At 61.3% G+C, this 22,798-nt stretch carries 20 protein-coding genes and 1 riboswitch; of the genes, 6 read left to right on the forward strand and 14 right to left on the reverse strand.

The window, feature by feature from the left end:
- Positions 1 to 9: 9 nt before the first annotated feature.
- The 7 genes from ACLBW8_RS11475 to ACLBW8_RS11505 form a co-directional block, all read right to left on the reverse strand.
- Positions 10 to 531, reverse strand: a complete 522-nt coding sequence (locus ACLBW8_RS11475) for a retropepsin-like aspartic protease family protein (RefSeq protein ID WP_064450391.1) — start codon at positions 529 to 531, stop codon at positions 10 to 12.
- Positions 528 to 1,523, reverse strand: coding sequence for an esterase-like activity of phytase family protein (locus tag ACLBW8_RS11480; protein WP_262666872.1), 996 nt, complete (start codon positions 1,521 to 1,523; stop codon positions 528 to 530). The genes ACLBW8_RS11475 and ACLBW8_RS11480 overlap by 4 nt, the downstream gene beginning before the upstream one ends.
- Positions 1,523 to 3,427 (reverse strand): DNA topoisomerase IV subunit B, encoded by a 1,905-nt coding sequence (parE, locus tag ACLBW8_RS11485; protein ID WP_064450389.1) that lies wholly within the window; start codon positions 3,425 to 3,427, stop codon positions 1,523 to 1,525. Before parE ends, ACLBW8_RS11480 begins: the two co-directional genes overlap by 1 nt.
- A 45-nt stretch (positions 3,428 to 3,472) precedes the next feature.
- Complete coding sequence (locus ACLBW8_RS11490; protein WP_064450388.1) at positions 3,473 to 4,081, reverse strand: YqiA/YcfP family alpha/beta fold hydrolase; 609 nt, start codon at positions 4,079 to 4,081, stop codon at positions 3,473 to 3,475.
- Positions 4,082 to 4,285: 204 nt separating this feature from the next.
- The gene (cpdA, locus tag ACLBW8_RS11495) at positions 4,286 to 5,101 is read right to left on the reverse strand and encodes a 3',5'-cyclic-AMP phosphodiesterase (RefSeq protein WP_447805391.1); all 816 of its coding nucleotides are present in this window, start codon (positions 5,099 to 5,101) and stop codon (positions 4,286 to 4,288) included.
- Positions 5,102 to 5,200: 99 nt separating this feature from the next.
- Complete coding sequence (locus tag ACLBW8_RS11500; RefSeq protein ID WP_017138485.1) at positions 5,201 to 5,650, reverse strand: DUF1249 domain-containing protein; 450 nt, start codon at positions 5,648 to 5,650, stop codon at positions 5,201 to 5,203.
- The gene (locus ACLBW8_RS11505) at positions 5,641 to 6,258 is read right to left on the reverse strand and encodes an NUDIX domain-containing protein (protein ID WP_064450386.1); all 618 of its coding nucleotides are present in this window, start codon (positions 6,256 to 6,258) and stop codon (positions 5,641 to 5,643) included. The genes ACLBW8_RS11500 and ACLBW8_RS11505 overlap by 10 nt, the downstream gene beginning before the upstream one ends.
- Before the next feature lie 193 nt (positions 6,259 to 6,451).
- On the opposite strand from ACLBW8_RS11505, the gene ACLBW8_RS11510 reads away from it, so the two are divergent.
- Complete coding sequence (locus ACLBW8_RS11510; protein ID WP_447805392.1) at positions 6,452 to 7,198, forward strand: RsiV family protein; 747 nt, start codon at positions 6,452 to 6,454, stop codon at positions 7,196 to 7,198.
- On the opposite strand, the gene cytX is transcribed toward ACLBW8_RS11510, so the two are convergent.
- Both cytX and thiC read right to left on the reverse strand, forming a co-directional pair.
- Positions 7,167 to 8,456 carry a putative hydroxymethylpyrimidine transporter CytX gene (cytX, locus tag ACLBW8_RS11515; RefSeq protein WP_447805393.1) on the reverse strand — a complete coding sequence of 430 codons (1,290 nt, stop codon included), beginning with the start codon at positions 8,454 to 8,456 and terminating at the stop codon, positions 7,167 to 7,169. The two genes, ACLBW8_RS11510 and cytX, sit on opposite strands and share 32 nt — an antisense overlap.
- Positions 8,457 to 8,595: 139 nt before the next feature.
- Entirely contained in the window at positions 8,596 to 10,485 is a 1,890-nt protein-coding gene (gene thiC / locus ACLBW8_RS11520) for a phosphomethylpyrimidine synthase ThiC (RefSeq protein WP_432751200.1), read from the reverse strand.
- A 146-nt stretch (positions 10,486 to 10,631) separates the two neighbouring features.
- Positions 10,632 to 10,737: riboswitch (TPP riboswitch) on the reverse strand.
- A gap of 196 nt (positions 10,738 to 10,933) precedes the next feature.
- On the opposite strand from thiC, the gene ACLBW8_RS11525 reads away from it, so the two are divergent.
- The gene (locus ACLBW8_RS11525) at positions 10,934 to 12,373 is read left to right on the forward strand and encodes a TolC family outer membrane protein (RefSeq protein WP_064450382.1); all 1,440 of its coding nucleotides are present in this window, start codon (positions 10,934 to 10,936) and stop codon (positions 12,371 to 12,373) included.
- 110 nt (positions 12,374 to 12,483) lie between these two features.
- Here the strand turns inward: ACLBW8_RS11525 and waaA are convergent, their stop codons facing one another.
- Positions 12,484 to 13,761 (reverse strand): lipid IV(A) 3-deoxy-D-manno-octulosonic acid transferase, encoded by a 1,278-nt coding sequence (waaA, locus tag ACLBW8_RS11530; RefSeq protein WP_447805394.1) that lies wholly within the window; start codon positions 13,759 to 13,761, stop codon positions 12,484 to 12,486.
- A 23-nt stretch (positions 13,762 to 13,784) separates the two neighbouring features.
- On the reverse strand, positions 13,785 to 14,675 hold the full coding sequence (locus tag ACLBW8_RS11535; RefSeq protein ID WP_447805395.1) for a LysR family transcriptional regulator: 891 nt from the start codon (positions 14,673 to 14,675) through the stop codon (positions 13,785 to 13,787).
- 102 nt (positions 14,676 to 14,777) lie between these two features.
- On the opposite strand from ACLBW8_RS11535, the gene ACLBW8_RS11540 reads away from it, so the two are divergent.
- The 4 genes from ACLBW8_RS11540 to ACLBW8_RS11555 are packed head-to-tail and all read left to right on the forward strand — an operon-like array spanning position 14,778 to position 18,163.
- On the forward strand, positions 14,778 to 15,113 hold the full coding sequence (locus ACLBW8_RS11540; RefSeq protein WP_064450379.1) for a DMT family transporter: 336 nt from the start codon (positions 14,778 to 14,780) through the stop codon (positions 15,111 to 15,113).
- Positions 15,114 to 15,168: 55 nt separating this feature from the next.
- Positions 15,169 to 16,344, forward strand: coding sequence for an NAD(P)/FAD-dependent oxidoreductase (locus ACLBW8_RS11545; RefSeq protein ID WP_447805396.1), 1,176 nt, complete (start codon positions 15,169 to 15,171; stop codon positions 16,342 to 16,344).
- Positions 16,341 to 17,153: an aldo/keto reductase gene (locus ACLBW8_RS11550; RefSeq protein WP_447805397.1), complete on the forward strand. Its 813-nt coding sequence runs from the start codon at positions 16,341 to 16,343 to the stop codon at positions 17,151 to 17,153. Before ACLBW8_RS11545 ends, ACLBW8_RS11550 begins: the two co-directional genes overlap by 4 nt.
- 41 nt (positions 17,154 to 17,194) lie before the next feature.
- Positions 17,195 to 18,163 carry a hypothetical protein gene (locus tag ACLBW8_RS11555; RefSeq protein WP_064450376.1) on the forward strand — a complete coding sequence of 323 codons (969 nt, stop codon included), beginning with the start codon at positions 17,195 to 17,197 and terminating at the stop codon, positions 18,161 to 18,163.
- Between the two features lie 122 nt (positions 18,164 to 18,285).
- Here ACLBW8_RS11555 and ACLBW8_RS11560 read toward each other — a convergent pair whose 3' ends face one another.
- The 3 genes from ACLBW8_RS11560 to msbA form a co-directional block, all read right to left on the reverse strand.
- A complete protein-coding gene (locus tag ACLBW8_RS11560; protein ID WP_447805398.1) occupies positions 18,286 to 19,221 on the reverse strand; it encodes an NAD-dependent epimerase/dehydratase family protein in 936 nt (311 codons plus the stop codon).
- Positions 19,214 to 20,638, reverse strand: a complete 1,425-nt coding sequence (gene hldE, locus ACLBW8_RS11565; protein ID WP_064450374.1) for a bifunctional D-glycero-beta-D-manno-heptose-7-phosphate kinase/D-glycero-beta-D-manno-heptose 1-phosphate adenylyltransferase HldE — start codon at positions 20,636 to 20,638, stop codon at positions 19,214 to 19,216. Before hldE ends, ACLBW8_RS11560 begins: the two co-directional genes overlap by 8 nt.
- Positions 20,639 to 20,854: 216 nt before the next feature.
- A complete protein-coding gene (gene msbA, locus ACLBW8_RS11570; RefSeq protein WP_064454845.1) occupies positions 20,855 to 22,660 on the reverse strand; it encodes a lipid A export permease/ATP-binding protein MsbA in 1,806 nt (601 codons plus the stop codon).
- Between the last annotated feature and the right edge of the window lie 138 nt (positions 22,661 to 22,798).

Below are 22,798 nucleotides of genomic sequence, written 5' to 3' on the forward strand. Positions count from 1 at the left end.
CGGGCCTCATCATTGTTTGGTCTGGCGCAGCAGCAATGTGCCGCTGCGCTGGGTAAATTCAAGTTGTTTCAATGCACTCATGCCCAACAGCACCTGTTCCCCGCCCAAGCCCGGCGCCACCAGCGCACGGACGTCCTGAAGGACGATATCGCCCAGTTTCAGGCGGTCGAGCTGGGTACGGTAGCCCTGACTCCGCCCATTGGCGGTGCTCAAGGTAACCGGCATGCCACGCTTGAGCCCGAGACGGTCGGCCAATTCGGCCGGAACCGCCACGTCGGTCGCCCCGGTGTCGAGCATAAACTCCACCGGTTGACCGTTGATCTGGCCGCTGGCAACAAAATGGCCTTGGCCGTTGCCGAGCAATTTCACTTCGATGTAACCCTCGTGCTGCTCCGAGGTCACCACGGCATTCGGGTTTTGCTGACGCGCTTCCCACTGCCCAAAAAACCGTGTGGCCAAAAACAGCCCCGCGCCCCATGCCACGAACATCAACACACGTCCGGCGCGCTTGCCGGGCGGTTGTGCACTCATGGCTGAGCGCCCCAGCCACCGGCCGGCGCGGCAAAACGATAGACCATCGGCCGTTTTTCACCATCGGCACGAGGGCCGAAATTGTTGTCGATCCCCAGCCAGGCGCCGTCGGCATCCACCACCAGTGCTTCGGCCAAACCATAAGGCTGGGCATAACGCCGATTCGGCGTCAGGGTCTCGTCGGCAAACGACCAGCACAACTCGACTTTTGCAGTGACCGCATCGCGCCGGCAAATCTGGAACGCATTGCGTTCCAGGGTAAACAGCTTGCCGTTGAACAGCGCGAGGTCGGCAAAGTCCTTGGACACGGCCTTGGCATGGGTGAACTGCACCGGCTGCACTTCCTGCCCGGCCTCGCTCAGCAACACACAAGGCCCCTCACAATCCCACACACTTTGCCCGCGCTTGATCGAGATCAAGCCACGTCGCTCACGCTCGGCGGCCAGCCAGATCTGATTGCCTTGCGGGTTGATCGCCAAGCCTTCGAACAAGGCATTGAAATGCAGCAACATGCCGCTGGCCCGTGCTTCGCGCACCATGCCCGGGGCGATTTTCAACCACTGCGGCGCACCGCTCACCGGCACTTGCAGCACCGCCGCATGGGCTTCGCTGACAATGTAGCGGTTACCGGCGGCATCGCAGGTGATGCCTTCAAAGTCCAGGTCACCACCGCGAATGAACGAAGCAGCCTTGGTGCGCGAGCGCAGCCCCCACGGTAAACCGGACTCCGGCACCGGCGGCACGTCGATCTTCAGCGTTTCGGCCTTCCAGGTCGGCGCGCTGATATCGAGGCGGTAGATCTGGTCGTCATCGCGGTCGGAAACGGTCCACAGCTCTTTGCCACACAGGGCCAGGCCCGACAGGTTACCGCCGCGCATGCCGTCCACCGGGTGTTCGGACACGAGTTTAAGCTCAACCGCGGGCGCGGCGACCACCTCGGTGGCCGCCAACCCGCTCAACATCAGGATCGCCAGGGCGAAACCTGTGCGCATCAGCCCAGAACCTCGGCCAGGTTGCCTTTGGATTCCAGCCAGGCTTTGCGATCCGGTGCACGCTTCTTCGCCAGCAACATGTCCATCATTTCCGATGTGCCGGCGAAGTCTTCCAGGGTCAATTGCACAAGGCGCCGAGTGTTCGGGTCCATGGTGGTTTCGCGCAGCTGCGGCGGGTTCATCTCACCCAGACCTTTGAATCGTGTGACCTGTGGTTTGCCGCGCTTTTTCTCGGCGACCAGACGGTCGAGGATGCCATCGCGCTCGGCTTCGTCGAGGGCGTAGAAAATCTCTTTACCCAAGTCGATGCGGTACAGCGGCGGCATCGCGACGTAGACGTGACCGGCATCCACCAGTGGGCGGAAGTGCTGGACGAACAGCGCGCACAGCAACGTGGCGATGTGCAGGCCGTCAGAGTCGGCGTCGGCGAGGATGCAGATCTTGCCGTAGCGCAGCTGGCTGATGTCTGCCGCGCCCGGGTCGACGCCGATGGCCACGGCAATGTTGTGCACTTCCTGGCTGGCCAGGACTTCGCTGCCGTCGACTTCCCAGGTGTTGAGGATCTTGCCGCGTAACGGCAGGATCGCCTGGAATTCCTTGTCCCGCGCTTGCTTGGCGGAACCGCCGGCGGAGTCACCTTCCACCAGGAACAGCTCGGAACGCATCGGGTCTTGCCCGGCGCAATCGGCCAGTTTGCCCGGCAGTGCCGGGCCAGCCGTAATGCGCTTGCGCTCGACCTTTTTGCTGGCTTTGAGGCGACGGCCGGCGTTGTTGATCGCCAACTCCGCCAGGGCCAGGCCCAGTTCCGGGTGTTCATTGAGCCACAGGCTGAAGGCGTCCTTGACCACACCGGAAACAAACGCAGCCGCCTCACGGGACGACAGCCGTTCTTTGGTCTGGCCGGAGAATTGCGGCTCCTGCATTTTCATCGACAGTACGAACGCGATGCGCTCCCACACGTCTTCCGGCGCCAGCTTCACGCCGCGCGGCAACAGGCTGCGGTATTCGCAGAATTCGCGCATGGCATCGAGCAAACCCTGGCGCAAACCATTGACGTGGGTGCCGCCCTGAGCGGTGGGGATCAGGTTGACGTAGCTTTCCTGCACGCTGTCGCCGCCTTCGGGCAACCACAGCAGCGCCCAGTCGACCGCTTCTTTATTACCGGCCAGGCTGCCGCAGAACGGCTCGTTGGGCAGGCGTTCGAAGTCGCTGACGGAGTCTTCCAGGTAGGAGCGCAGGCCGTCTTCGTAGTGCCACTCGACCTTTTCGCCGGTGCCTTTGTCTTCAAAGCTGACCAGCAGGCCCGGGCACAGAACCGCCTTGGCCTTGAGCACGTGCTTAAGGCGGCTGATGGAGAATTTTGGCGAATCGAAGTATTTAGGGTCCGGCGCGAAGTACACGCTGGTGCCGGTGTTGCGCTTGCCGACGGTGCCGATCACTTCCAGGTCGGTGGCTTTGTAGCCATCGGCGAAGGTCATCTGGTACTCGTTGCCGTCGCGCTTGACCTTGACCCGCACCAGTGTGGACAGGGCGTTGACCACCGAAATACCCACACCGTGCAAGCCACCGGAGAACTGGTAGTTCTTGTTGGAGAACTTGCCGCCGGCGTGCAGCTTGGTGAGGATCAGCTCGACGCCCGACACACCCTCTTCCGGGTGAATGTCCACCGGCATGCCCCGACCATCGTCAGACACTTCCAGGGAATGGTCGGCATGGAGGATGACGTGTACCGACTTGGCGTGCCCGGCCAAGGCTTCGTCGACGCTGTTGTCGATGACTTCCTGGGCAAGGTGGTTCGGCCGACTGGTGTCGGTGTACATGCCGGGGCGTTTGCGCACCGGGTCGAGGCCCGAGAGGACTTCGATGGCGTCGGCGTTATAAGAGCTAGCGCTGGGAGTGGCCATGGGGTCTCGTCGTGAGTCGTTCGATTAAAAAATAACCTGCGATTCTTACAGTGAAGAAAAATCGAAGGATTGATACTGATCAGGGCCAATGCCGGCAAAACTCAACATTGCCGGCAATTGCAGGGCGAACCCTTGATAACCATGGTCGCCACCGGCCTGGATGCGCAAGGCACAGGCTCGGTAATACTGTTGGGCGAGGCGATAGTCCAGTGTTTCATCGCCGGTCTGCAACCACACCTGATAACGCGCGGCATCCTGGGGCGCCGGAACCTCCAGCTCGGCCAGTGCCGTGACGTGATCGTGGGTCAATTCCCAGGTTTCATCGGTGTAAAGGTTCTTCTGGGTGCCCAGGTAACCGTCGAACATCCGATGAGGGCTGACCGCCGGGTTGACCAGCAGCGCCTTAAGGCCATGGCGTTCGGCAAGATGGGTTGCATAGTAGCCGCCGAGTGAGCTGCCGACCAGCAGCGGCCGACCCAGCTGTGCAATGGCCTCCTCCAACTGAGGAATCGCCTGGCGGGGGTGGTGATGCAGGGCCGGCACGCGCAATTGGTCGGCCAGGCCGAGGCTGTCCATCACAGTCATCAGTTGGCTGGCCTTGTTGGACGCAGGCGCGCTGTTGAAACCGTGGATATACAAGATCGAAGCGGACATGCCGGGCTCTCCGTGCTTCAGCCAAAGAGGCGCAGTTTACAGGGATCGAGGGGGTGTGTGAGTCCCTCTATCTAAAGGACACAGAAGATCCACTGCGGGAGCTGGCTTGCCTGCGATGGCGGTGTATCAGCCACACATTTGTTAACCGGCATACCGCTATCGCAGGCAAGCCAGCTCTCACATTTTGATCAGTGTTTACAGCTTTTAGTAGCCGTTGCTGCCGTAATCCACGGTAAAGGCAAAGCCTTTGACTCGCTCAACGCCAGTTTCCAACCGTCCGTCGGCGTGCAGGCGCAGCCAGCGGTAGCCTGGCGCTTGTTCGCTGACCTGGAAGTCTTCACTGCCCGGCGTGAACTGGATGCAGGTGGACGGCGAAGCCAGCAGGCGCACACCGTTGCGCTCGCGGTCGGTCTCTTGGTGCACATGCCCCCACAGCACCGCCTTGACCTGCGGAAAACGGTCGAGTACGGCAAACAAGGCGTCCGGGTTGCGCAGCCCGATGGGCTCCATCCAGGCACAGCCGATAGGCACCGGATGATGGTGAAGGCACACCAGATGGTGCCGACCCGGCGCCTCACTCAAGGACTGGGCCAACAATTGCAGTTGCTGGTCTTGCAGGTAACCGGGCACCGAACCGGGAACTGCCGAATCCAGCAGGGTGACGCGCCAGTTGCCGATGTCGACCACCGGCTCCAGCAGATCACTGTGCACGGCGGCGTGCGCCATGATCTGTGGCTCGTCGTGGTTGCCGGGAATCCAGCGCGCCGGCGCATCAATCGGCCGAGTCAGGTCGCGAAACTGTTGATAAGACTCAAGCGTGCCGTCCTGGGACAAATCCCCCGTTGCCAGCACCAAATCGATCTGCGGCTGCTGCTCGCGCACCAACTCGATCACCCGCTGCAGGCTCTCGCAGGTATTCATGCCCAGCAGCGTGCCGTCGGCCTCGGCAAACAGGTGGCTGTCGGACAACTGCACCAGCAACGCCGGCGCATCAGGGTTCAAGGCGGATACGCTTGGCAAGGCGCTCTCCCAAGGCAATCACAGGAAATGGACATTTGGCGCGATTATGCTGGGGCAGGACACAAAGAGGAAAGCGGAGGAAGCAGACGCAGTTCACATCTACCGCACGACTTCAAACTCGTGGCCCAGGGCCAGGCAGTGACTCAACCATTCACCGAGGAACACATTGAGCTGTGCTTTCTCATCGGGCTGGTGCATGAACACATTCGGGTAAGGATAGATGCTGCGAAAGCGGCGTGCATGTTCGGCGCTGATCACTTCGGCCATTCGCGCATCGTGATACACCTGCACTTCCAGCTGCGGCACCGGCAGCCACGGCAGGCTGTGTTCCTGGCGCACACGCAGGGTGGTGGTGTACGGGCAGTTGACGATGACCTCAAGGGTCAGTACGCCGAGCATCTGGTCGCCGTGGGTCACGGCAATGCGCCGCGCTTCGGGGGCGTGGCGCATGTCGGGGAGCAAGCGCATCAACCGCGCATAGTTAGCCTCGCAGGCGGCTTGCAGCCCGATCAGGTCGACTCGATAACGTTCCCGTGCCTTTACTGCCATAACCCCCTCACTTCCGCGCGATTAAGCGCAAGCCATTGCAGGGCGATAATGCTGGCTGCGTTGGAAATTTTGCCGTCACGCACCGCTTGCAAGGCATCTTCGAACGCCCAAGGGGTGACGCGGATATCTTCTGCCTCTTCTTCCAGTCCATGGACGCCACCCGCCCCGGCGCTGTCGCAACGGCCCAGGTACAAGTGGACGAATTCAGTGCTGCCACCGGGCGATGGGAAATACTGGGTGATCGGCCACAGCGCGGAGAATGTAAGCCCAGCTTCCTCCTCGGCTTCGCGGTGTGCAACCTCCTCCGGCTCTTCATCCTTGTCGATCAGGCCGGCGACCATTTCCACCAGCCACGGGTTGTCGGTACGGCCCATGGCGCCGACACGAAACTGCTCGATCAGGACCACTTCATCGCGCTGCGGGTCGTAAGGCAACACACACACCGCGTCATGCCGAACGAAGACTTCACGATTGATCACCCGGCTCATGCCGCCATCGAATTTCTCGTGGCGCAACTGCACGCGATCAAGCGTGTAGAAGCCCTGGTAAGCAGTGTCGCGCTGAACAATCTCGATCTTGTGCGGCGTCGACTTGGCAATGTCCGTCATGTCTGTCCTCGTTATGCCCGTGCAATTCGCGCCATCCTAACGCGCTCCTGCCCGTTGGTGCAGCCCCTTTCCAGTTGCCGGGATAGACGGCGGACGTCAAACTCACTCTAATCAGCTTAGTGGCGAACTGACTGCCCTGTTGGCAGTCCAAGCGCTACTCTTTTCGCTTCCCATCGATTTCCGAAGGACACACATGTCGCTTTTAAAAGTCGCCTCCGTGGCCTGTATTGCCTTGACCCTCGGTGCTTGCCAGAGCCTGTTCCAGCCCAGCTACCTAAAGCCGCTGGATACCAAGCCAGACGCCTCGGAGCAGATCAAACCCGGCTGCAACAGCCCTGATTGCCCGCTGGTGAACATCGATACGGTGCACTTCCCCACCGAGCCGCAACTCGACACACTGGTGGAGCAGCGCCTGCTGCAAATGACCCGTACCACACCCGGCGCCAGCCTGCCGCCGACGCTGAATGCCTACCGCGACAAGTTCCTGCGCGAATCGCCCGACCGCAACAGCATGTACTTGCAGGCCAAGGTACGTGAGCAGCATGACGGACTTGTGATCATCGAGGTGTCCAGCTACCTCGACACCGGCGCCGCCCATGGCGAGCCCGGCCGTGGCTTCATCAACTATTCACGCCTGCTGCACAAGGAACTGAGCCTGACCGACATGCTGTTGCCAGGCCAGGAGCAAGCGTTCTGGAATACCGCGAAAGTCGCCCACAACAGCTGGCTGATCAACTCGCAGATGGACCGTGACCCGGAGTTCGTGAAGAGCTGGCCGTTCCAGAAAACGCCGAACGTGGCCTTGACCAGCAACGGCGTGGTGCTCAAGTACAACGTGGCCACGATTGCGCCTTACGCATTGGGGCTGATCGAAATGACCATCCCCTATGCGCGCCTCACCGGCGTACTCAAGCCCGAACTAGCGCCCGCGCACCACTGAAGGCCCGGCCCAGGATGAACTGCAGCAATCCTGCCAACACCAGTGCCGGCAGGGTTGCGCCGATATCCGGATAAATATTGGCCAGCAGATGATACGTGCCGATGCCGCCCAACCAGGCCACCAGCGCAGGCCAGTGCAGGTTGCCAACCGCGCCTTGGCCACGGCGGCGCAGGATAAAGTGATCCACCAGCACCACGCCGAACAAAGGCGCAAACACCGAGCCGATCAGCAACAGGAAGTTCTGATACTGCGCCAACGGTGCAAAGCAGGCGATCAACGTGCAGATCACGCCGATAGCCAGCGCCAGATGCTCGACTTTCCAACGCAACAGAATCCCGCTGGACACCGCCGCCGAGTGAATATCGGCAAAGGCGTTTTCCGACTCGTCCAACAGGATCAGCAACAGCGGAATGCCCAAGCCTGCGCCGGCCAGGGCCAGCAACAGCGCATTCACCTCACCACTCGGCGCAAACGCCAGGGTGTAGGCCACGCCCAGGCTCATCAGCCAGAAATTGCCGATAAAGAAACCCAGCGCCGTACCGCCGAAGACATGTTTGGCGCGCTTGCCGAAACGTGAGTAATCGGCAATCAGCGGCAGCCAAGACAGCGGCATGGCGATGGCGATATCAAAACCCACGGCGAACGGCATCGAGCCGTCACCGGACTTGGCCCAGAGTGCGGCGAGGTCGGCCTTGGCGAACAGGTTCCAGGTCAGCCACAGGCAGGCGGCGAGCAGCAGCCAGATGCCCCATTTGCGCAGGATTTGCCGTACGAACGTCAGCGGGCCGCTGACCGCCAGCAACGTTGCCAAACCGCCAAAAAACAGCGTCCACAGCAAAGGACTCGCCAGCAAGCTGCCTTCGCTGAACGCGCGCGTGCCCAACAGACTGGCGGCATCGCGCATCACGATGATTTCAAACGAGCCCCAGCCGATCAGTTGCAGCAGGTTCAGCAACGCCGGCAGGCTCGCGCCCCGGGCGCCGAGGCTGAGTTTAAGCGCGGCCATGGCCGACAGGCCGGTGTCGCTGCCAATCACGCCGACGGCGGCCAGCAACAGCACGCCGACCAGGGTGCCGAGGAAAATCGCCAGCAACGAGCCGGACAAACCCAGGCCCGGCGCGAGCAAGGCGCCGGTTTGCAGAACCATCAGGCCGATGCCGAGGGAGAACCACAGGGAGAACAGGTCGCGGGCGCCGAAGACGCGTTTGTCAGCGGGCACCGCGATGTCAGGGGAATAGGTGCTGGGTTGAATGCTCAAGGGTGTTATCTCTGAGGGACACTTTGTTGTTTGATAGATTGCCTTCGCGAGCAAGCCCGCTCCCACATTTAGAATGCATTTCAAATGTGGGAGCGGGCTTGCTCGCGAAGAGGCCGGTACAGGCGCCTAAAATCCCGGATCAGACCTTCTTGTAAAGCTGGCTCCCTTCCTGCTTGAACCGCTCCGCCTGCTCGGCCAAGCCCTTGGCCACATCCACATCCACCGCTTCAATGCGCTGGTTGGCCGCGTACTCACGCACTTCCTGGGTGATTTTCATCGAGCAGAACTTCGGCCCGCACATCGAGCAAAAATGCGCGACCTTGGCCGAGTCCTTCGGCAGGGTTTCATCGTGGTAGGAACGTGCGGTGTCCGGGTCCAGGCCGAGGTTGAACTGGTCTTCCCAACGGAACTCGAAGCGCGCCTTGCTCAAGGCGTTGTCGCGAATCTGCGCGCCGGGATGCCCCTTGGCCAAGTCCGCAGCGTGGGCGGCGATCTTGTAGGTGATGATCCCGGTCTTCACGTCATCCTTGTTCGGCAAGCCCAGGTGTTCCTTGGGCGTGACGTAGCAGAGCATGGCGCAACCAAACCAGCCGATCATCGCGGCACCAATGCCCGAGGTAATGTGGTCGTAGCCCGGTGCAATGTCGGTGGTCAGTGGGCCGAGGGTGTAGAACGGCGCCTCGTCGCAGCATTCCAACTGCTTGTCCATGTTCTCTTTGATCAACTGCATCGGCACGTGGCCCGGGCCTTCGATCATGGTTTGCACGTCGTGCTTCCAGGCGATTTTGGTCAGCTCGCCGAGGGTTTCCAGCTCGCCGAATTGCGCAGCGTCGTTGGCGTCGGCAATCGACCCAGGGCGCAGGCCGTCGCCAAGGGAGAAGCTGACGTCATAGGCCTTCATGATTTCGCAGATTTCGTCGAAATGCGTGTAAGTGAAGTTCTCTTTGTGGTGCGCCAGGCACCACTTGGCCATGATCGAACCGCCGCGCGACACGATGCCGGTGACGCGTTTGGCGGTCAGCGGTACGTAACGCAGCAACACACCGGCATGGATAGTGAAGTAGTCGACGCCCTGCTCGGCCTGTTCGATCAACGTGTCGCGGAACAGCTCCCAGGTCAGGTCTTCGGCGGCGCCGCCGACTTTTTCCAGGGCCTGGTAGATCGGCACGGTACCGATCGGCACCGGCGAGTTGCGGATGATCCATTCGCGGGTTTCGTGGATGTGCTTGCCGGTGGACAAGTCCATCACGGTGTCCGAGCCCCAGCGGATGCCCCAGGTCAGTTTCGCCACTTCTTCTTCAATGGACGAACCCAGGGCGCTGTTGCCGATGTTGCCGTTGATCTTCACCAGGAAGTTACGGCCGATGATCATCGGTTCCAGTTCGGTGTGGTTGATGTTGGCCGGGATAATCGCGCGGCCACGGGCGATTTCTTCGCGGACGAATTCGGGGGTGATAATTTTTGGCACGCTGGCGCCGAAACTGTGGCCGGCGTGTTGCTGGTCGAGCAGGCCACTGGCGCGGGCTTCTTCAAGCTTCATGTTTTCGCGGATGGCGACGTATTCCATCTCGGCGGTGATGATGCCTTTGCGCGCGTAGTGCATCTGCGTGACGTTGGCACCGGCCTTCGCACGACGCGGGTTCTTCACGTGGGCAAAGCGCAGGGCCGTAAGCTCGGCATCGCTGAGGCGCTGCTGGCCGAAGTGCGAGCTCAAGCCGGACAGGCGCTCGGTGTCGCCACGTACTTCGATCCACGGCGAACGTACATCGCCCAGGCCTTTGCGCACGTCGATGATGACGTTGGGGTCGGTATACGGGCCGGAGGTGTCGTACACCACCACGGGCGCGTTGATCTCACCGCCGAAATCGGTGGGGGTCACGTCCAGGCTGATTTCACGCATCGGCACACGAATGTCCGGGCGAGTGCCTTGCACGTAGATTTTTTGCGAGCGGGTAAACGGCTGCACGGAGCCGGAGTCGACCTTGGCCGACTCACTCAGGTGCACGGTGTTTTTTAATTTTGTAGTCATCACGGGCTCTCCAACTATCCAGGCGGTGGATTTTTGTCGGAGCGAACCTGTGACGGATGGACGCACTGAAAGCAGTGCTGTGCAAGGCACGAGGGCTGTTCGATTGTCGAACAACATCCCGGACGCAGCACAAGAGGACTCGCCGGGTGACGAGAAATCTTGTTCCCTACGCAGGCGCTAACCTGATCAGGTTCAACGGGATCCGGTATTTACCGATCTCAGCCTTCCAACAAGGCACCCCGACAAGAACGCGGCCAGTCTAGACCATGGCGTGGGCAAATTGCCAATAGCGGTGCATTCAGCGTGATGAATGGCGTGATTGCGGGATTGTTGCGCCGGGTCAGCCCCACTACACTCGGGGGCTGCCACAATGCTTGACGCCAGGAATGGCAAAACTTAGCCTTGGGCGCTAAATTATCGCCGTAATATTCACACTAGGGATCGCCTCATGCTGCGCAAACTTTCACTGGCTCTTGCCGTGTCTTGTGCGACCAATGGAATGGTCTGGGCAGCTGAAGCGCCCTTGTCCGCGAAAACCGATTTGGTCAGCGTCTACCAGGAAGCGGTGAACAACAACGCCGACCTGGCTGCCGCCCGCGCTCAATATGGCGCGCAAAAAGAAGTGGTGCCCCAGGCTCGCGCCGGCTTGCTGCCCAACCTCTCGGCCGGTGCTGACAGCAATAACGTGCGCACCCAGATCGCCCAACCGGCGGCTACCGCCAATCGTGACGCGCATTCCTGGCGTGCAACCCTGAGCCAGCCGCTGTTCCGCGCCGATCGCTGGTTCCAGTTGCAAGCCGCCGAAGCCGTCAACGAGCAAGCCTCGCTGCAACTCTCGGCCACCGAGCAGAACCTGATCCTGCAAAGCGCCGAAAACTACTTCGCCGTGCTGCGCGCCCAGGACAACCTGGCGTCGACCAAGGCCGAAGAAAACGCCTTCAAGCGCCAGCTCGACCAGTCCAACGAGCGTTTTGATGTGGGCCTGTCGGACAAGACCGACGTGCTGCAATCCCAGGCCAGTTACGACACCGCCCGCGCCAACCGCATCGTCGCCCAGCGCCAGGTGGACGACGCCTTCGAAGCGTTGATCACCCTGACCAACCGCCAGTACAACGCGATCCAGGGCGTCGTGCACACACTGCCGGTGCTGCCACCGGCGCCGAATGACGCCAAGGCCTGGGTTGAAACCGCCGGTCGCCAGAACCTCAACCTGCTGGCCAGCAACTACGCGGTGACCGCCGCCGAAGAAACCCTGAGACAGCGCAAGGCCGGCCACTTGCCGACCCTCGACGCCGTGGCGCAATACGAAAAGGGTGACAACGACGCGCTGGGTTTCAGCAACCCTAACCAACTGCCGGTGCCCTATGGTGGCGATGTGTCCCAGCGCACCATCGGCTTGCGCCTGAACATCCCGATCTACAGTGGCGGCCTCACCAGTTCACAGGTGCGCGAATCCTATTCGCGCCTCGATCAAACCGAACAGCAACGCGAAGGCCTGCGTCGCCAGGTGGTGGAAAACACCCGCAATCTGCATCGTGCGGTGAATACCGATGTGGAACAGGTGCAGGCGCGTCGCCAGTCGATTATCTCTAACCAGAGCGCGGTGGAAGCCACGGAAATCGGCTATCAGGTGGGCACGCGCAACATCGTCGATGTGCTGGATTCACAGCGCCAGCTCTACGCGTCGGTGCGCAACTACAACAACAGCCGCTACGACTACATCCTCGACAACCTGCGCTTGAAGCAGGCCGCGGGCACGCTCAGCCCAGGTGACTTGCAGGACCTGACGCGTTACCTCAAGGCTGACTACAACCCGGACAAGGACTTCCTGCCGCCGGACCTGGCCAAAGCCGCCGCCGAGCAGCTCAAGGCCCGCCCAGGCTACTGAGCACAGCACAAAACCAATGTGGGAGCTGGCTTGCCAGCGATAGCATCACCTCGGTCTACCTGATGGACCGAGGCCTTTGCATCGCAGGCAAGCCAGCTCCCACATTTGGATCAGTGTTGAATCAGTCTGTCCAGGCCATCCAGCAAGCGCTTGAGCGCGCCCTGGTTGGCCTGCATCACCGCAAGCCCCGCCTGCGCCATCTTGCGCGCGTCCTGCGGCAGCTCGAACAGTTGCCGCACCGCCTCGGCTAATCCCTCAGCATCATCCACCTCACGCAACGCCCCGGCGTCGCGCATCATCGCGCTGATTTCGAGGAAGTTGAACAGGTGCGGGCCCATGATCACAGGCTTGCCCAACGCGGCCGGCTCCAGCGGATTATGCCCACCGGTCGCCACCAGGCTGCCGCCGACAAACGCACTGTCGGCCAGGGCATAGAGAAACAGCAGCTCGCCCATGGTGTCGCCGAGCAGCACCGAGGTGTGCGCGGTAACGGCTTCACCGCTGGAGCGGCGTACCGTGGCAAATCCTTGTTGCCCACACAGCTCGAACATCGGGCCGAAACGTTCCTGATGTCGCGGTACCAATATCAGCAGCGCATTGGGATAACTTTCGAGCAGTTGCCGATGGGCGGCCAGTACCACGTCGTCCTCGCCTTCATGGGTGCTGGCGGCGATCCACACCGGGCGCTCACTGGCGCCCCACTGCTCGCGCAAGGCCGCAGCACGCACCGGCAGCTCGGGGTCGATGGTCAGGTCGAACTTGATCGAGCCGGTGACTTCGACCGTTTCCGGGCGCGCACCCAAGCTCAGAAAACGCTGGGCTTCGGTGTGGGTCTGCACCGCGAACAGGCTCATTTCAGACAGCATCGGCGCGGTCAGCTTGGCGAAACGCGCATAGCCCTTGGCCGAACGCGCCGATAGGCGCGCATTGGCCAGCGCCACTGGAATACCGCGTTGTGCGCAGGCGTGGATGTGGTTGGGCCACAACTCGGTTTCCATGATCACCGCCAGCTTGGGCTGCACGCGATCAAGAAAACGCTTGGCCGCGCAAGGCAGGTCATAGGGCAAATAGCAGTGCTGAATGCGCGGTTCATTGGCGAATAGCGCCTGGATGCGCTCGGAGCCGGTAGGCGTCATGCAGGTCACCGTGATCGGCAGCGTGGGATGGCGCGCCATCAGCCCACGGATCATTGGCGCAGCGGCAATGCTTTCGCCCACCGACACCGCATGCACCCAGATCCCGCCCGGCTGCATCACCGGCAAACCATAGGAAAAACGCTCGCCGACACGCTTGGCATAGGCCGGTGCCTTGCGCGCACGCAGCCACAGACGTAAAGCCACCAACGGCAGCGCCAGGTAAAACAGACAGCTGTAGAGAGTTCTATTCATGGCGGCGGAGTTTATCGGCTTTTTCAGTCAATCGCCTGCAAGCACTCGGCAAATCGTTCAGTCAGGAAACGCGCTGCAGGGCCGAGGTGCTCGTCGCGACGCCAGACCAGCTCTACCACCAGCGCGGGCGGCGTCCATTCGCTGTTCAATTCCACCATTTGTTGGTGGTAGGTCGGGTACTGCACGATATGCCGAGGCAACCAGGCCCAGCCCAGGCCACTCATCAGCCATTCGGCCAACACGTAGAAACTGTCGGCACGCCACACCAGCGGGCTGGCGGCTTCGCTGCCGGGGTAGACACTGGTCTGGGTCGACATCAGCAACTGGCGATACTGCGCCAGGCGCTGGCAGTCCACGTACTCGTCCTTGGCCAACGGGTGGTTCACGCCGCACACCGTGACCATTTCCACACTGCCCACCACCCGACGCTCAAGGGCCTCGGGCATCTGGTCGTGATAGAACAACAGGCCCAGGTCGGCTTTACGCTCCACCAGCTTGCGCGCCACATCGCCTTGCGCGGCGCTGGACAGCTGCACTTCCAAGAGTGGAAATTTCACGGCGAGCGCCTCAAGGCTATCGAGTACCGGCTGGTACAACATGGCTTCATCCTGGGCCAGGCGCAGACAGGCTTCCTCGCCGCGCGTCAGTGACAGCGCCCGGCCATTGAGCCGTTCACACTGGCGCAGCACCTCGCGTGCCTCCTCCAGCAATACGCTGCCGGCTTCGGTCAGGCGCGGCTGACGGCCGCTGCTACGCTCAAACAGGCTGAGCCCCAGGTCAGCCTCCAACAAGGCAATTGCGTTGCTCACCGCCGATTGCGCCTTGCGCTCGCCGCGCGCTACAGCCGAAAACGAACGCTGCTCGGCGACGCTCACAAACAGGCGCATCTGCTCCAGATTCCACTGCACGCTCATGGCTAGCCCATCTTTAATTCGGATAGGTAATGACTTTATCTCATCTTCTGAAGCGTTAGAATGCCGACCTAAACAAGCCTGCAACACATCGAGGACTACCCCATGAATGCCGCCTATATTTATCTGGCCATTGCCATTTGCTCGGAAGTGGTTGCAACCGTTTCCATGAAAGCCATCAAGGGCTGGAGTACGCCTCTGCCGCTGGCACTGGTCATCATCGGCTACAGCATTGCGTTCTGGATGTTGACCCTGGTGGTGCGCACTGTACCGGTGGGCGTGGCGTATGCGGTCTGGGCCGGCATGGGCATCGTGATGGTCAGCATCGCGGCGCTGTTTATCTACGGGCAAAAGCTTGATGTCCCGGCGATGCTCGGGATGGGCCTGATTGTGCTGGGTGTGGTGGTCATTCAACTGTTCTCGAAAACCGCCGGGCACTGACCGCCACTCAACAGCCTGTATACTGCGCCTCTTGTCTTGAACACTGAGGTCGCCGATGCCATCCGTTATTTCCACCGACGTTCTGATTGTCGGCGCCGGAGTTGCCGGCCTCTGGCTTAACGCGCGCCTGCGCCGCCAGGGGTTTTCCACGGTGCTGGTGGAAAGCGCCACACTGGGTGGCGGGCAAAGCGTGAAGTCCCAGGGGATCATCCACGGCGGTGCGAAGTACGCCCTGCACGGCGCCCTCACCGGCGCATCCGAAGCAATTGCCGACATGCCGCGCCGCTGGCGCGAAGCCTTGGCCGGTAACGGCGAGCTGGACTTGTCCGGCGTACGCTTGCTGTCCGAAGCCCATTACCTGTGGTCCCCCGGCACACTTGCCGGCAACCTCACCAGCTTCTTCGCCAGCAAGGCCGTGCGTGGCCGTGTCGATCAGGTCAAGGGCGACGACTTGCCCCCGGCCCTGCAGGACCGACGCTTCAAGGGCAAGGTCTATCGCCTGGCGGAACTGGTGGTAGACGTGCCAAGCCTGATCGAACGCCTGGCCCAACTGGCCGGTAATGGCTTGCTCGCCGGGCAGCACATCGAACCGCTGCTGGACGGCGACACGCTCGCAGGGTTGAAGGTCGATGGCCGCGAGATCCGCGCCCAGCGCATCGTGCTGAGTGCCGGGGGGGGCACCGCTGATCTGCTGGCCTCTTTGGGCCTCAGCCAACCCGCCATGCAAACGCGCCCGCTGCATATGATTATCGCCAAAGGCCCAGGCCTGAAGCCGTTGTATGCGCACTGCCTGGGCGGCGGCACCAAACCGCGCATCACCGTCACCACTCACCCGGCTGCCGACGGCAATTGGGTGTGGTACATGGGCGGCGATATCGCCGAGGCGGACGGCGTCGCACGCACGCCTGAAGAACAGATCGCCACCGCGCAAAAAGAGCTGGCGCAATTACTGCCATGGATCGACATGAGCCAGACCCAGTGGGCCACGCTGCGGGTTGATCGCGCCGAGCCACTGCAATCGGGCTTGACCCGCCCCGACAACGCCTTCCTCGCCGAACAAGGCCGCCTGCTGGTGGGCTGGCCGACCAAGCTGGCGTTGGCGCCGGACTTCGCTGATCGCGTGCTCAACGCCCTGGAGCGCGACGGCATCCGCCCTAGTGCCAGCGAAACCCTGCCCGACCTGCCAAAACCGGCCCTCGGCCAACCTGCCTGGGAGCACCTGTTGCCATGAGCCTGCCAACCCTGCACGACCTGCATCGCCCACTGGGCAACACCGGCCTGCTGGTGTCGCCACTGGGCCTGGGCACCGTCAAGCTGGGCCGCGACCAGGGGGTGAAATACCCCAACGGCTTCCAGATTCCCAACGACGACGAAGCACGGGTGTTATTGCGCCAAGCCCAACAGCTGGGCATCAACCTGATCGACACCGCCCCCGCCTATGGCCGCAGCGAAGAACGCCTGGGGCCGCTGTTACGCGGCCAGCGCAAGGATTGGGTGATTGTCAGCAAGGTCGGCGAAGAATTTGCCGATGGTGTGTCCCGTCATGACTTCAGTGCCGCCCATACGCGCCTGTCGATTGAGCGCAGCTTGAAAAGACTTGAAACGGATTTTATTGACCTGGTGCTGGTGCATTCCGATGGTAACGACCTGCATATCCTCAACGATTGCGAGGTGTACCAGACCCTGGCGGAGCTGAAAAAAGAGGGCAAGATTCGCGGTTTCGGCTTCTCCGGCAAAACTGTCGAAGGCGGTGTGAAGGCTCTGGAACAGGGTGATTGCGCGATGGTCACCTACAATCTGAACGAACAAGCCGAGAAAGCCGTGATTGATTATGCGGCGGCCCATGGCAAAGGCATCCTGGTGAAAAAGGCCCTGGCCAGCGGCCATGTGTGTCTTGCGCCTGGAATGGATCCAATTCGCGCCAGTTTCATGTTGTTGTTTGCGCAAACGGGTGTTGCCAGTGCTATTGTCGGGACCATTAATCCGCTGCACCTGGCCCATAACGTGGCGACCGCTGCCCAAGTCATTCGTCAACTCTGATGCCGCCGACGCGGCCGACACCGTCGCAAAAAGGAGCCGACATGCCGCGTACGCTCATTAGAAAAAACCCCAGCAACTTTAAAACACTGCCGCTGCACGTCGAAGCCACCCCCGAAGGCCTGAGCTACCAGAGCGTGGGCATGCCGCTCAACTTTGCCCAGACCCTGCAACGGCGCAAGCCGGTGGAGGTGGCTGACCCCGAGCGTTTCGCCCTCGAGCTGGCGAACCTCGGCGTGTCGGTGCGACTGACCCTGCACTGGCAGAACAAGGATTACTGGGTGCTGGTGCGCCAACGCCGACAGGACCGTGGCGATGTGGTGCTCAAACTGATCTCCGGCTACGTCCCCGCCCACGAACTGAACCTGCCGCTGCACACTGCCATTCAGGAAATTGCCGAAGAGTGCCTGCTCGAAACCCCCGAAGGCTGGCTGGGCGGGCGCTTCAATGACACCTGGCTGCCGGCACCCTACTCTGCGGCCTTGCATTACCGTGAAGCCTTGCCGTTTCGCTTGAGCCCTTTGTCCGGTGCCGCACGCCCAGTGCGCTGCGCGACCACGCAATTGATCGAACGCCCACGCGCTTACGTGCACCTGCCCACAGCGTCGCTGCAATTGATTTACGACCTGCGCCTGGAAGTGCCGAAGGAAGCCAAGTCCCTTAGCCTGTTCCATGTGGATGAACGGCTTGAAGGCGACCAACTAGTGGCGCGCCTGGACCGCCAGCGGCCCGACCTGTACCTGATGCCCTTGAAAGATGGCCAGCCGCTTGCCGAGCTGTACACCGTCAAGAAAGACCAGCTTTACCCGGCCAGTACGCGAGGCTTGTACCTGGCGGAAAGCTTCGCCCAGCAGGAGGGTTGGCTGGTGCGCGACGAGCGAATTCGCTGGAAGGATTGGGTCAGGCAGCAAGGCCTGGCGGAGCCGGAAAAAGAATCGAAGCTCAAGCGCTTGACCGGCAAGGCACGGCAGATGCTGCGCAAGATCGTGCCGAAGAAAAAGGCCAGCCGCTGAACTCAAAAACGAAGCCGATCAATGTGGGAGCGGGCTTGCTCGCGAACGCGGTGCATCAGTTACACATGTACTGACTGACACGCCGCATTCGCGAGCAAGCCCGCTCCCACAGTTGATTGTGTTCAGCTGTTTAGTAGCCGCTCCAGGCCGACCTTCAACGGGGTTGGCTCAGGCAGCGTGAAACTGGCCAGCAACCGCTGATTGTTGGCTCGCGAATGCCGAATATCCCCCGAACGCGCCGGCCCGTAGGTGATTACCGGCAACTGCCCCACCACCTCTTCCAGTGCCTGCAATACCTGCTTGAGCGTGGTGGTGCGATTCCAGCCGACATTGATCGCACCCAACGGTGCCTCAGGCGCTTCAATGGCCTGTACCAACACATCCACCAGGTCTTCTACGTACATGAAATCACGGGTTTGCTCGCCATCGCCAAACACGCTGATCGGCACACCCTGTTGCACGCGCTCGCTGAAAATACTGATCACGCCCGAGTACGGCGACGAAGGGTCCTGGCGTGGCCCGAAGATATTGAAGAAGCGGAAAATCACCGGTTCCAGACCATGCTGGCGGCGATAGAAATCGAAGTAATGCTCACCGGCCAATTTGTCCGATGCGTAAGGCGTCAGCGGTGCCTTGGTGGTCTCTTCATCAATCGAAGCGCCCTCGCCATTGTTGCCATACACCGCAGCGCTGGAAGCAAACACCACACGCTTCACACCGGCCTTGCGCATGGCTTCGCAGACATTCAAGGTGCCGACAAAATTGCTCTGGTGCGTGCTGACCGGGTCATCCACCGAAGCTTGCACGGAAGCCACTGCCGCCAAGTGCACCACCGCCGTGGCGCCGACGGCGGCTTGCGCCACCAGTTCGGCGTTGGCGACATCACCTTCAATCAGCTGTACGCGCGGGTTGTCCAACGGCACATTGCTGCGCTTGCCGGTGGACAGGTTATCCAGCACCCGCACGGCGTAGCCTTTTGCGAGCAATGCATCGACCAGGTGCGAGCCGATGAAGCCGGCACCACCGGTGATAAGGACCCACTTATCTGCGTTACTCATTGTTGCGGATCTTCTCGACAATGGCCGTGGTCGAGCTGTTTTCAACCAGCCCCAGCACTTTGACCGTACCGCCGTAAGCGCTGACGATGTCTGCGCCCACGACTTGATCAACGGAGTAGTCGCCGCCCTTGACCAGCACGTCTGGCTTGACTTGGGCCAACAGGTTTTCCGGGGTGCCTTCAGAGAAGCTGATCACCCAGTCCACAGCACCTAAACCGGCCAATACAGCCATGCGTCGGTCGACACTGTTGATCGGACGGCCCGGGCCTTTCAAGCGGCTGACCGAGGCGTCGTCATTGACGGCGACGATCAGGCGATCGCCTTGAGCGCGCGCCTGTTCCAGGTAAGTCACGTGACCGGCATGCAGGATATCGAAGCAACCGTTAGTGAACACAATGCTTTCTTTGTGGGCACGGGCATCGTCAATCGCCAGCAGCAATTGTTCGAGACTCAGCACGCCACGCTCCGAACCTTCGGAACGCTGGATCGCCCGGCGCAACTCAGGTGCGCTGATGGCAGCGGTACCGAGTTTGCCGACCACAATACCCGCCGCCAGATTGGCCAGGGCCACGGCGTGGGGCAATTCTTCACCGGCCGCAATGGACGCCGCCAGGGTGGAAATCACCGTATCACCGGCACCGGTGACATCGAACACTTCACGGGCGCGTGCCGGCAGGTGCATCGCCGGGTGGCCCGGGCGCAGCAGGGTCATGCCGTGCTCACCACGGGTGACCAGCAAGGCACCCAGGTCGAGGTCGGCCATCAGCGCGGCGCCCTTGGTCACCAGTTCGTGCTCATCGGCGCAACCGCCGACGATGGCTTCGAACTCGCTGAGGTTTGGCGTGATCAGGCTGGCGCCCCGATAAATCGAGAAGTCCTTGCCCTTGGGATCGGCCAGCACCGGGATGTTGCGGGCCTTGGCGGCCTGGATCAGCACTTGATGATTCTTCAGGGCGCCTTTGCCGTAGTCGGACAGGACCAGCACCTTGATGCCTTCGAGCAACGCGTCAACCTGACCGCTCAGGGCCAGGGCGTCGGTGGCGAAGGGTTCTTCGAAATCGATACGCAGCAATTGCTGGTGACGGCTCATGACCCGCAGCTTGACGATGGTCGGCTGATGGGCAATGCGCTGGAACAGCGCGCGCACGCCTGCACCGCGCAGGCTGTTGGCCAGGCTGTCGGCGGCTTCGTCGTCGCCGGTTACACCCACCAGGGAGGCCGGTGCGCCAAGGGCGGCAATATTGAGGGCAACGTTGGCAGCGCCACCTGGACGGTCTTCGATTTGCTCGACCTTGACTACCGGTACCGGTGCCTCAGGGGAAATCCGTGAGGTACCGCCATGCCAGTAACGGTCGAGCATGACATCGCCGACCACCAAGACAGGGGCTTGATCGAATCGCGGCATGGACAACTTCATGGAGCAACCCACATACAAAATGAACAGGGGCGCGATATTAGCACAGGGTTACAGGCGGCTTGTGGAGGGCGTGACAGAAGATTGTGTGGCAGGCCTGCCAGGGAATCCACCGATGAACACCGGTGGTAGCGGGCTTGCCCGCGATAGCGTTGAATCAGTCGAAACATTCGGTGACTGACACTGCGCTATCGCGGGCAAGCCCGCGCCCACAGGGTTTTAGGTGATGTCGGCAGACACCGGCGCGTCCAGGCCCATGGCATGCAGGCGCGCGTAATAGCCGTTCTGCTTGAGCAATTCGGCGTGGGTACCGCGCTCGACAATCCGGCCGTCGTCCATCACCAGGATCAGGTCGGCCTTCTCGATAGTGGACAAGCGGTGCGCAATCACCAGGGTCGTGCGGCCCTGCATGACCTTGTCCAGAGCCGCCTGAATGTGCCGCTCGGATTCGGTGTCGAGGGCCGAGGTGGCCTCGTCGAGAATCAGCAGCGGTGCATTCTTGAGCAAGGCCCGGGCGATTGCCAGGCGCTGGCGTTGGCCGCCGGACAACAGCACGCCGTTTTCGCCCACCTGGGTATCGAAGCCTTTGGGCAACTGGTCGATGAAGTCCTTGGCATAGGCATCCGCCGCCGCCGCTTCAACGTCCGCCCGTGGCGCACCGGCCAGGTCGCCGTAGGCGATGTTGTTGGTCACGGTGTCGCTGAACAGGGTGACATGCTGGGTCACCTGGGCAATGTGCTTGCGCAGGTTGAGCAGTTTGTAATCTTCGATCTCTACACCGTCGAGCAGGATTTCGCCGCTTTCATGGTGGTAGAACCGCGGGATCAGGCTGGCCAGGGTCGACTTGCCGCTGCCGGAGCGGCCCACCAGAGCGATCATCTGCCCAGGTTCGGCCGTAAAGCTGATGTCCTTGAGCACATGGCGTTCGGTGCCGGGGTAGGTGAAGTTCAGGTTACGTACGTCCAGGCGGCCGCTGACCTTGTCGCGTTCGACGGTGCCGCGGTCGACTTCCTTCTCTTCGTCCAACTGTTCGAAAATGCTTTCAGCACCCGCCACGCCTTTCTGGATGGTCGAGCTGACTTCCGAGAGTTGACGGATCGGCTTGGGTAACAGGCCGGCCAAGGTGATGTAGGCAACCATGTCGCCAGCAGACGCATCGCCGCGAAGGTAAAGCACCAGGAACATCAGCACGGCCATGGCGGTGTAGATCACCAGTTGCAGCAACGGCGTGTAGATCGCCCCGGTGCGGGTCATGCGCAGCTGCTTGTCGGTGTTGCCCTGGCTGGCCTTGAAGAAGCGCTTCTCTTCGTAGACTTCGCCGCCGAAGCTGCGCACCACGCGGTAACCCTGAATGGTTTCGGAAGCCACGTGGGTCACGTCGCCCATGGCCACCTGGATCTTCTTGCTCTGCTTGCGGAATTTCTTGCTGGCCGTGCTGACCATCACCGCAATCAGCGGCAGGATGGCGATCATCACCAGCGTCAAGCGCCAGTTCATGAACAGCAGTGAGGCAAACAGGAAGATCACCGTCATGCCTTCGCGAATCACCACCTTGATGGCATCGGTCGCCGCACCCGTGACCATGGTCACGTTAAAGGTGATGCGGGAAATCAGATGCCCGGAGTTGTGGTTATCGAAGTAGCGGTTGGGCAGCGTCAGCAGGTTATTGAATAACTGCACGCGCAGGTCGTGGACCAGGCCCAGGGAGACCTTGGCCAGCAGGTAGTTGCCCAGGAACGAACCCAGGCCCTGCCAGGCCGCGATCAGGATGATCAATAAAGGCACGGCTTGCAGCAATTGCAGGTCGCGCAGGAACGGTACGTTGGGGAACAGCACCGCTTCCGGGTTGGATAGGCCGTCGACGAAGTACTTGAGGATGTACCCCAGCATGGGCTGGGTCGACGCGAAAATCAGAAATCCAACGATACTCAGCGCGAACAAGCCGGCATAGGGCTTAACGTACATGAGCAGGCGGAAGTATATTTTCAAGCTCGAAGGGCTTGCGCTCGGACTGGAGTCGGTCATATCACGCGGCGTTTTGAAAAAGGAGGCTGACTTTAGCACAGCTTCTCTGTTGTACTTGCACCCGGTATAACCCACGGCCCGGTTGGACCCAACCGACGACATTACATAGCGACTACTTTAAGATGGTCGGCTTTCTCA

This window comes from Pseudomonas sp. M5A4_2d (genome assembly GCF_053345295.1).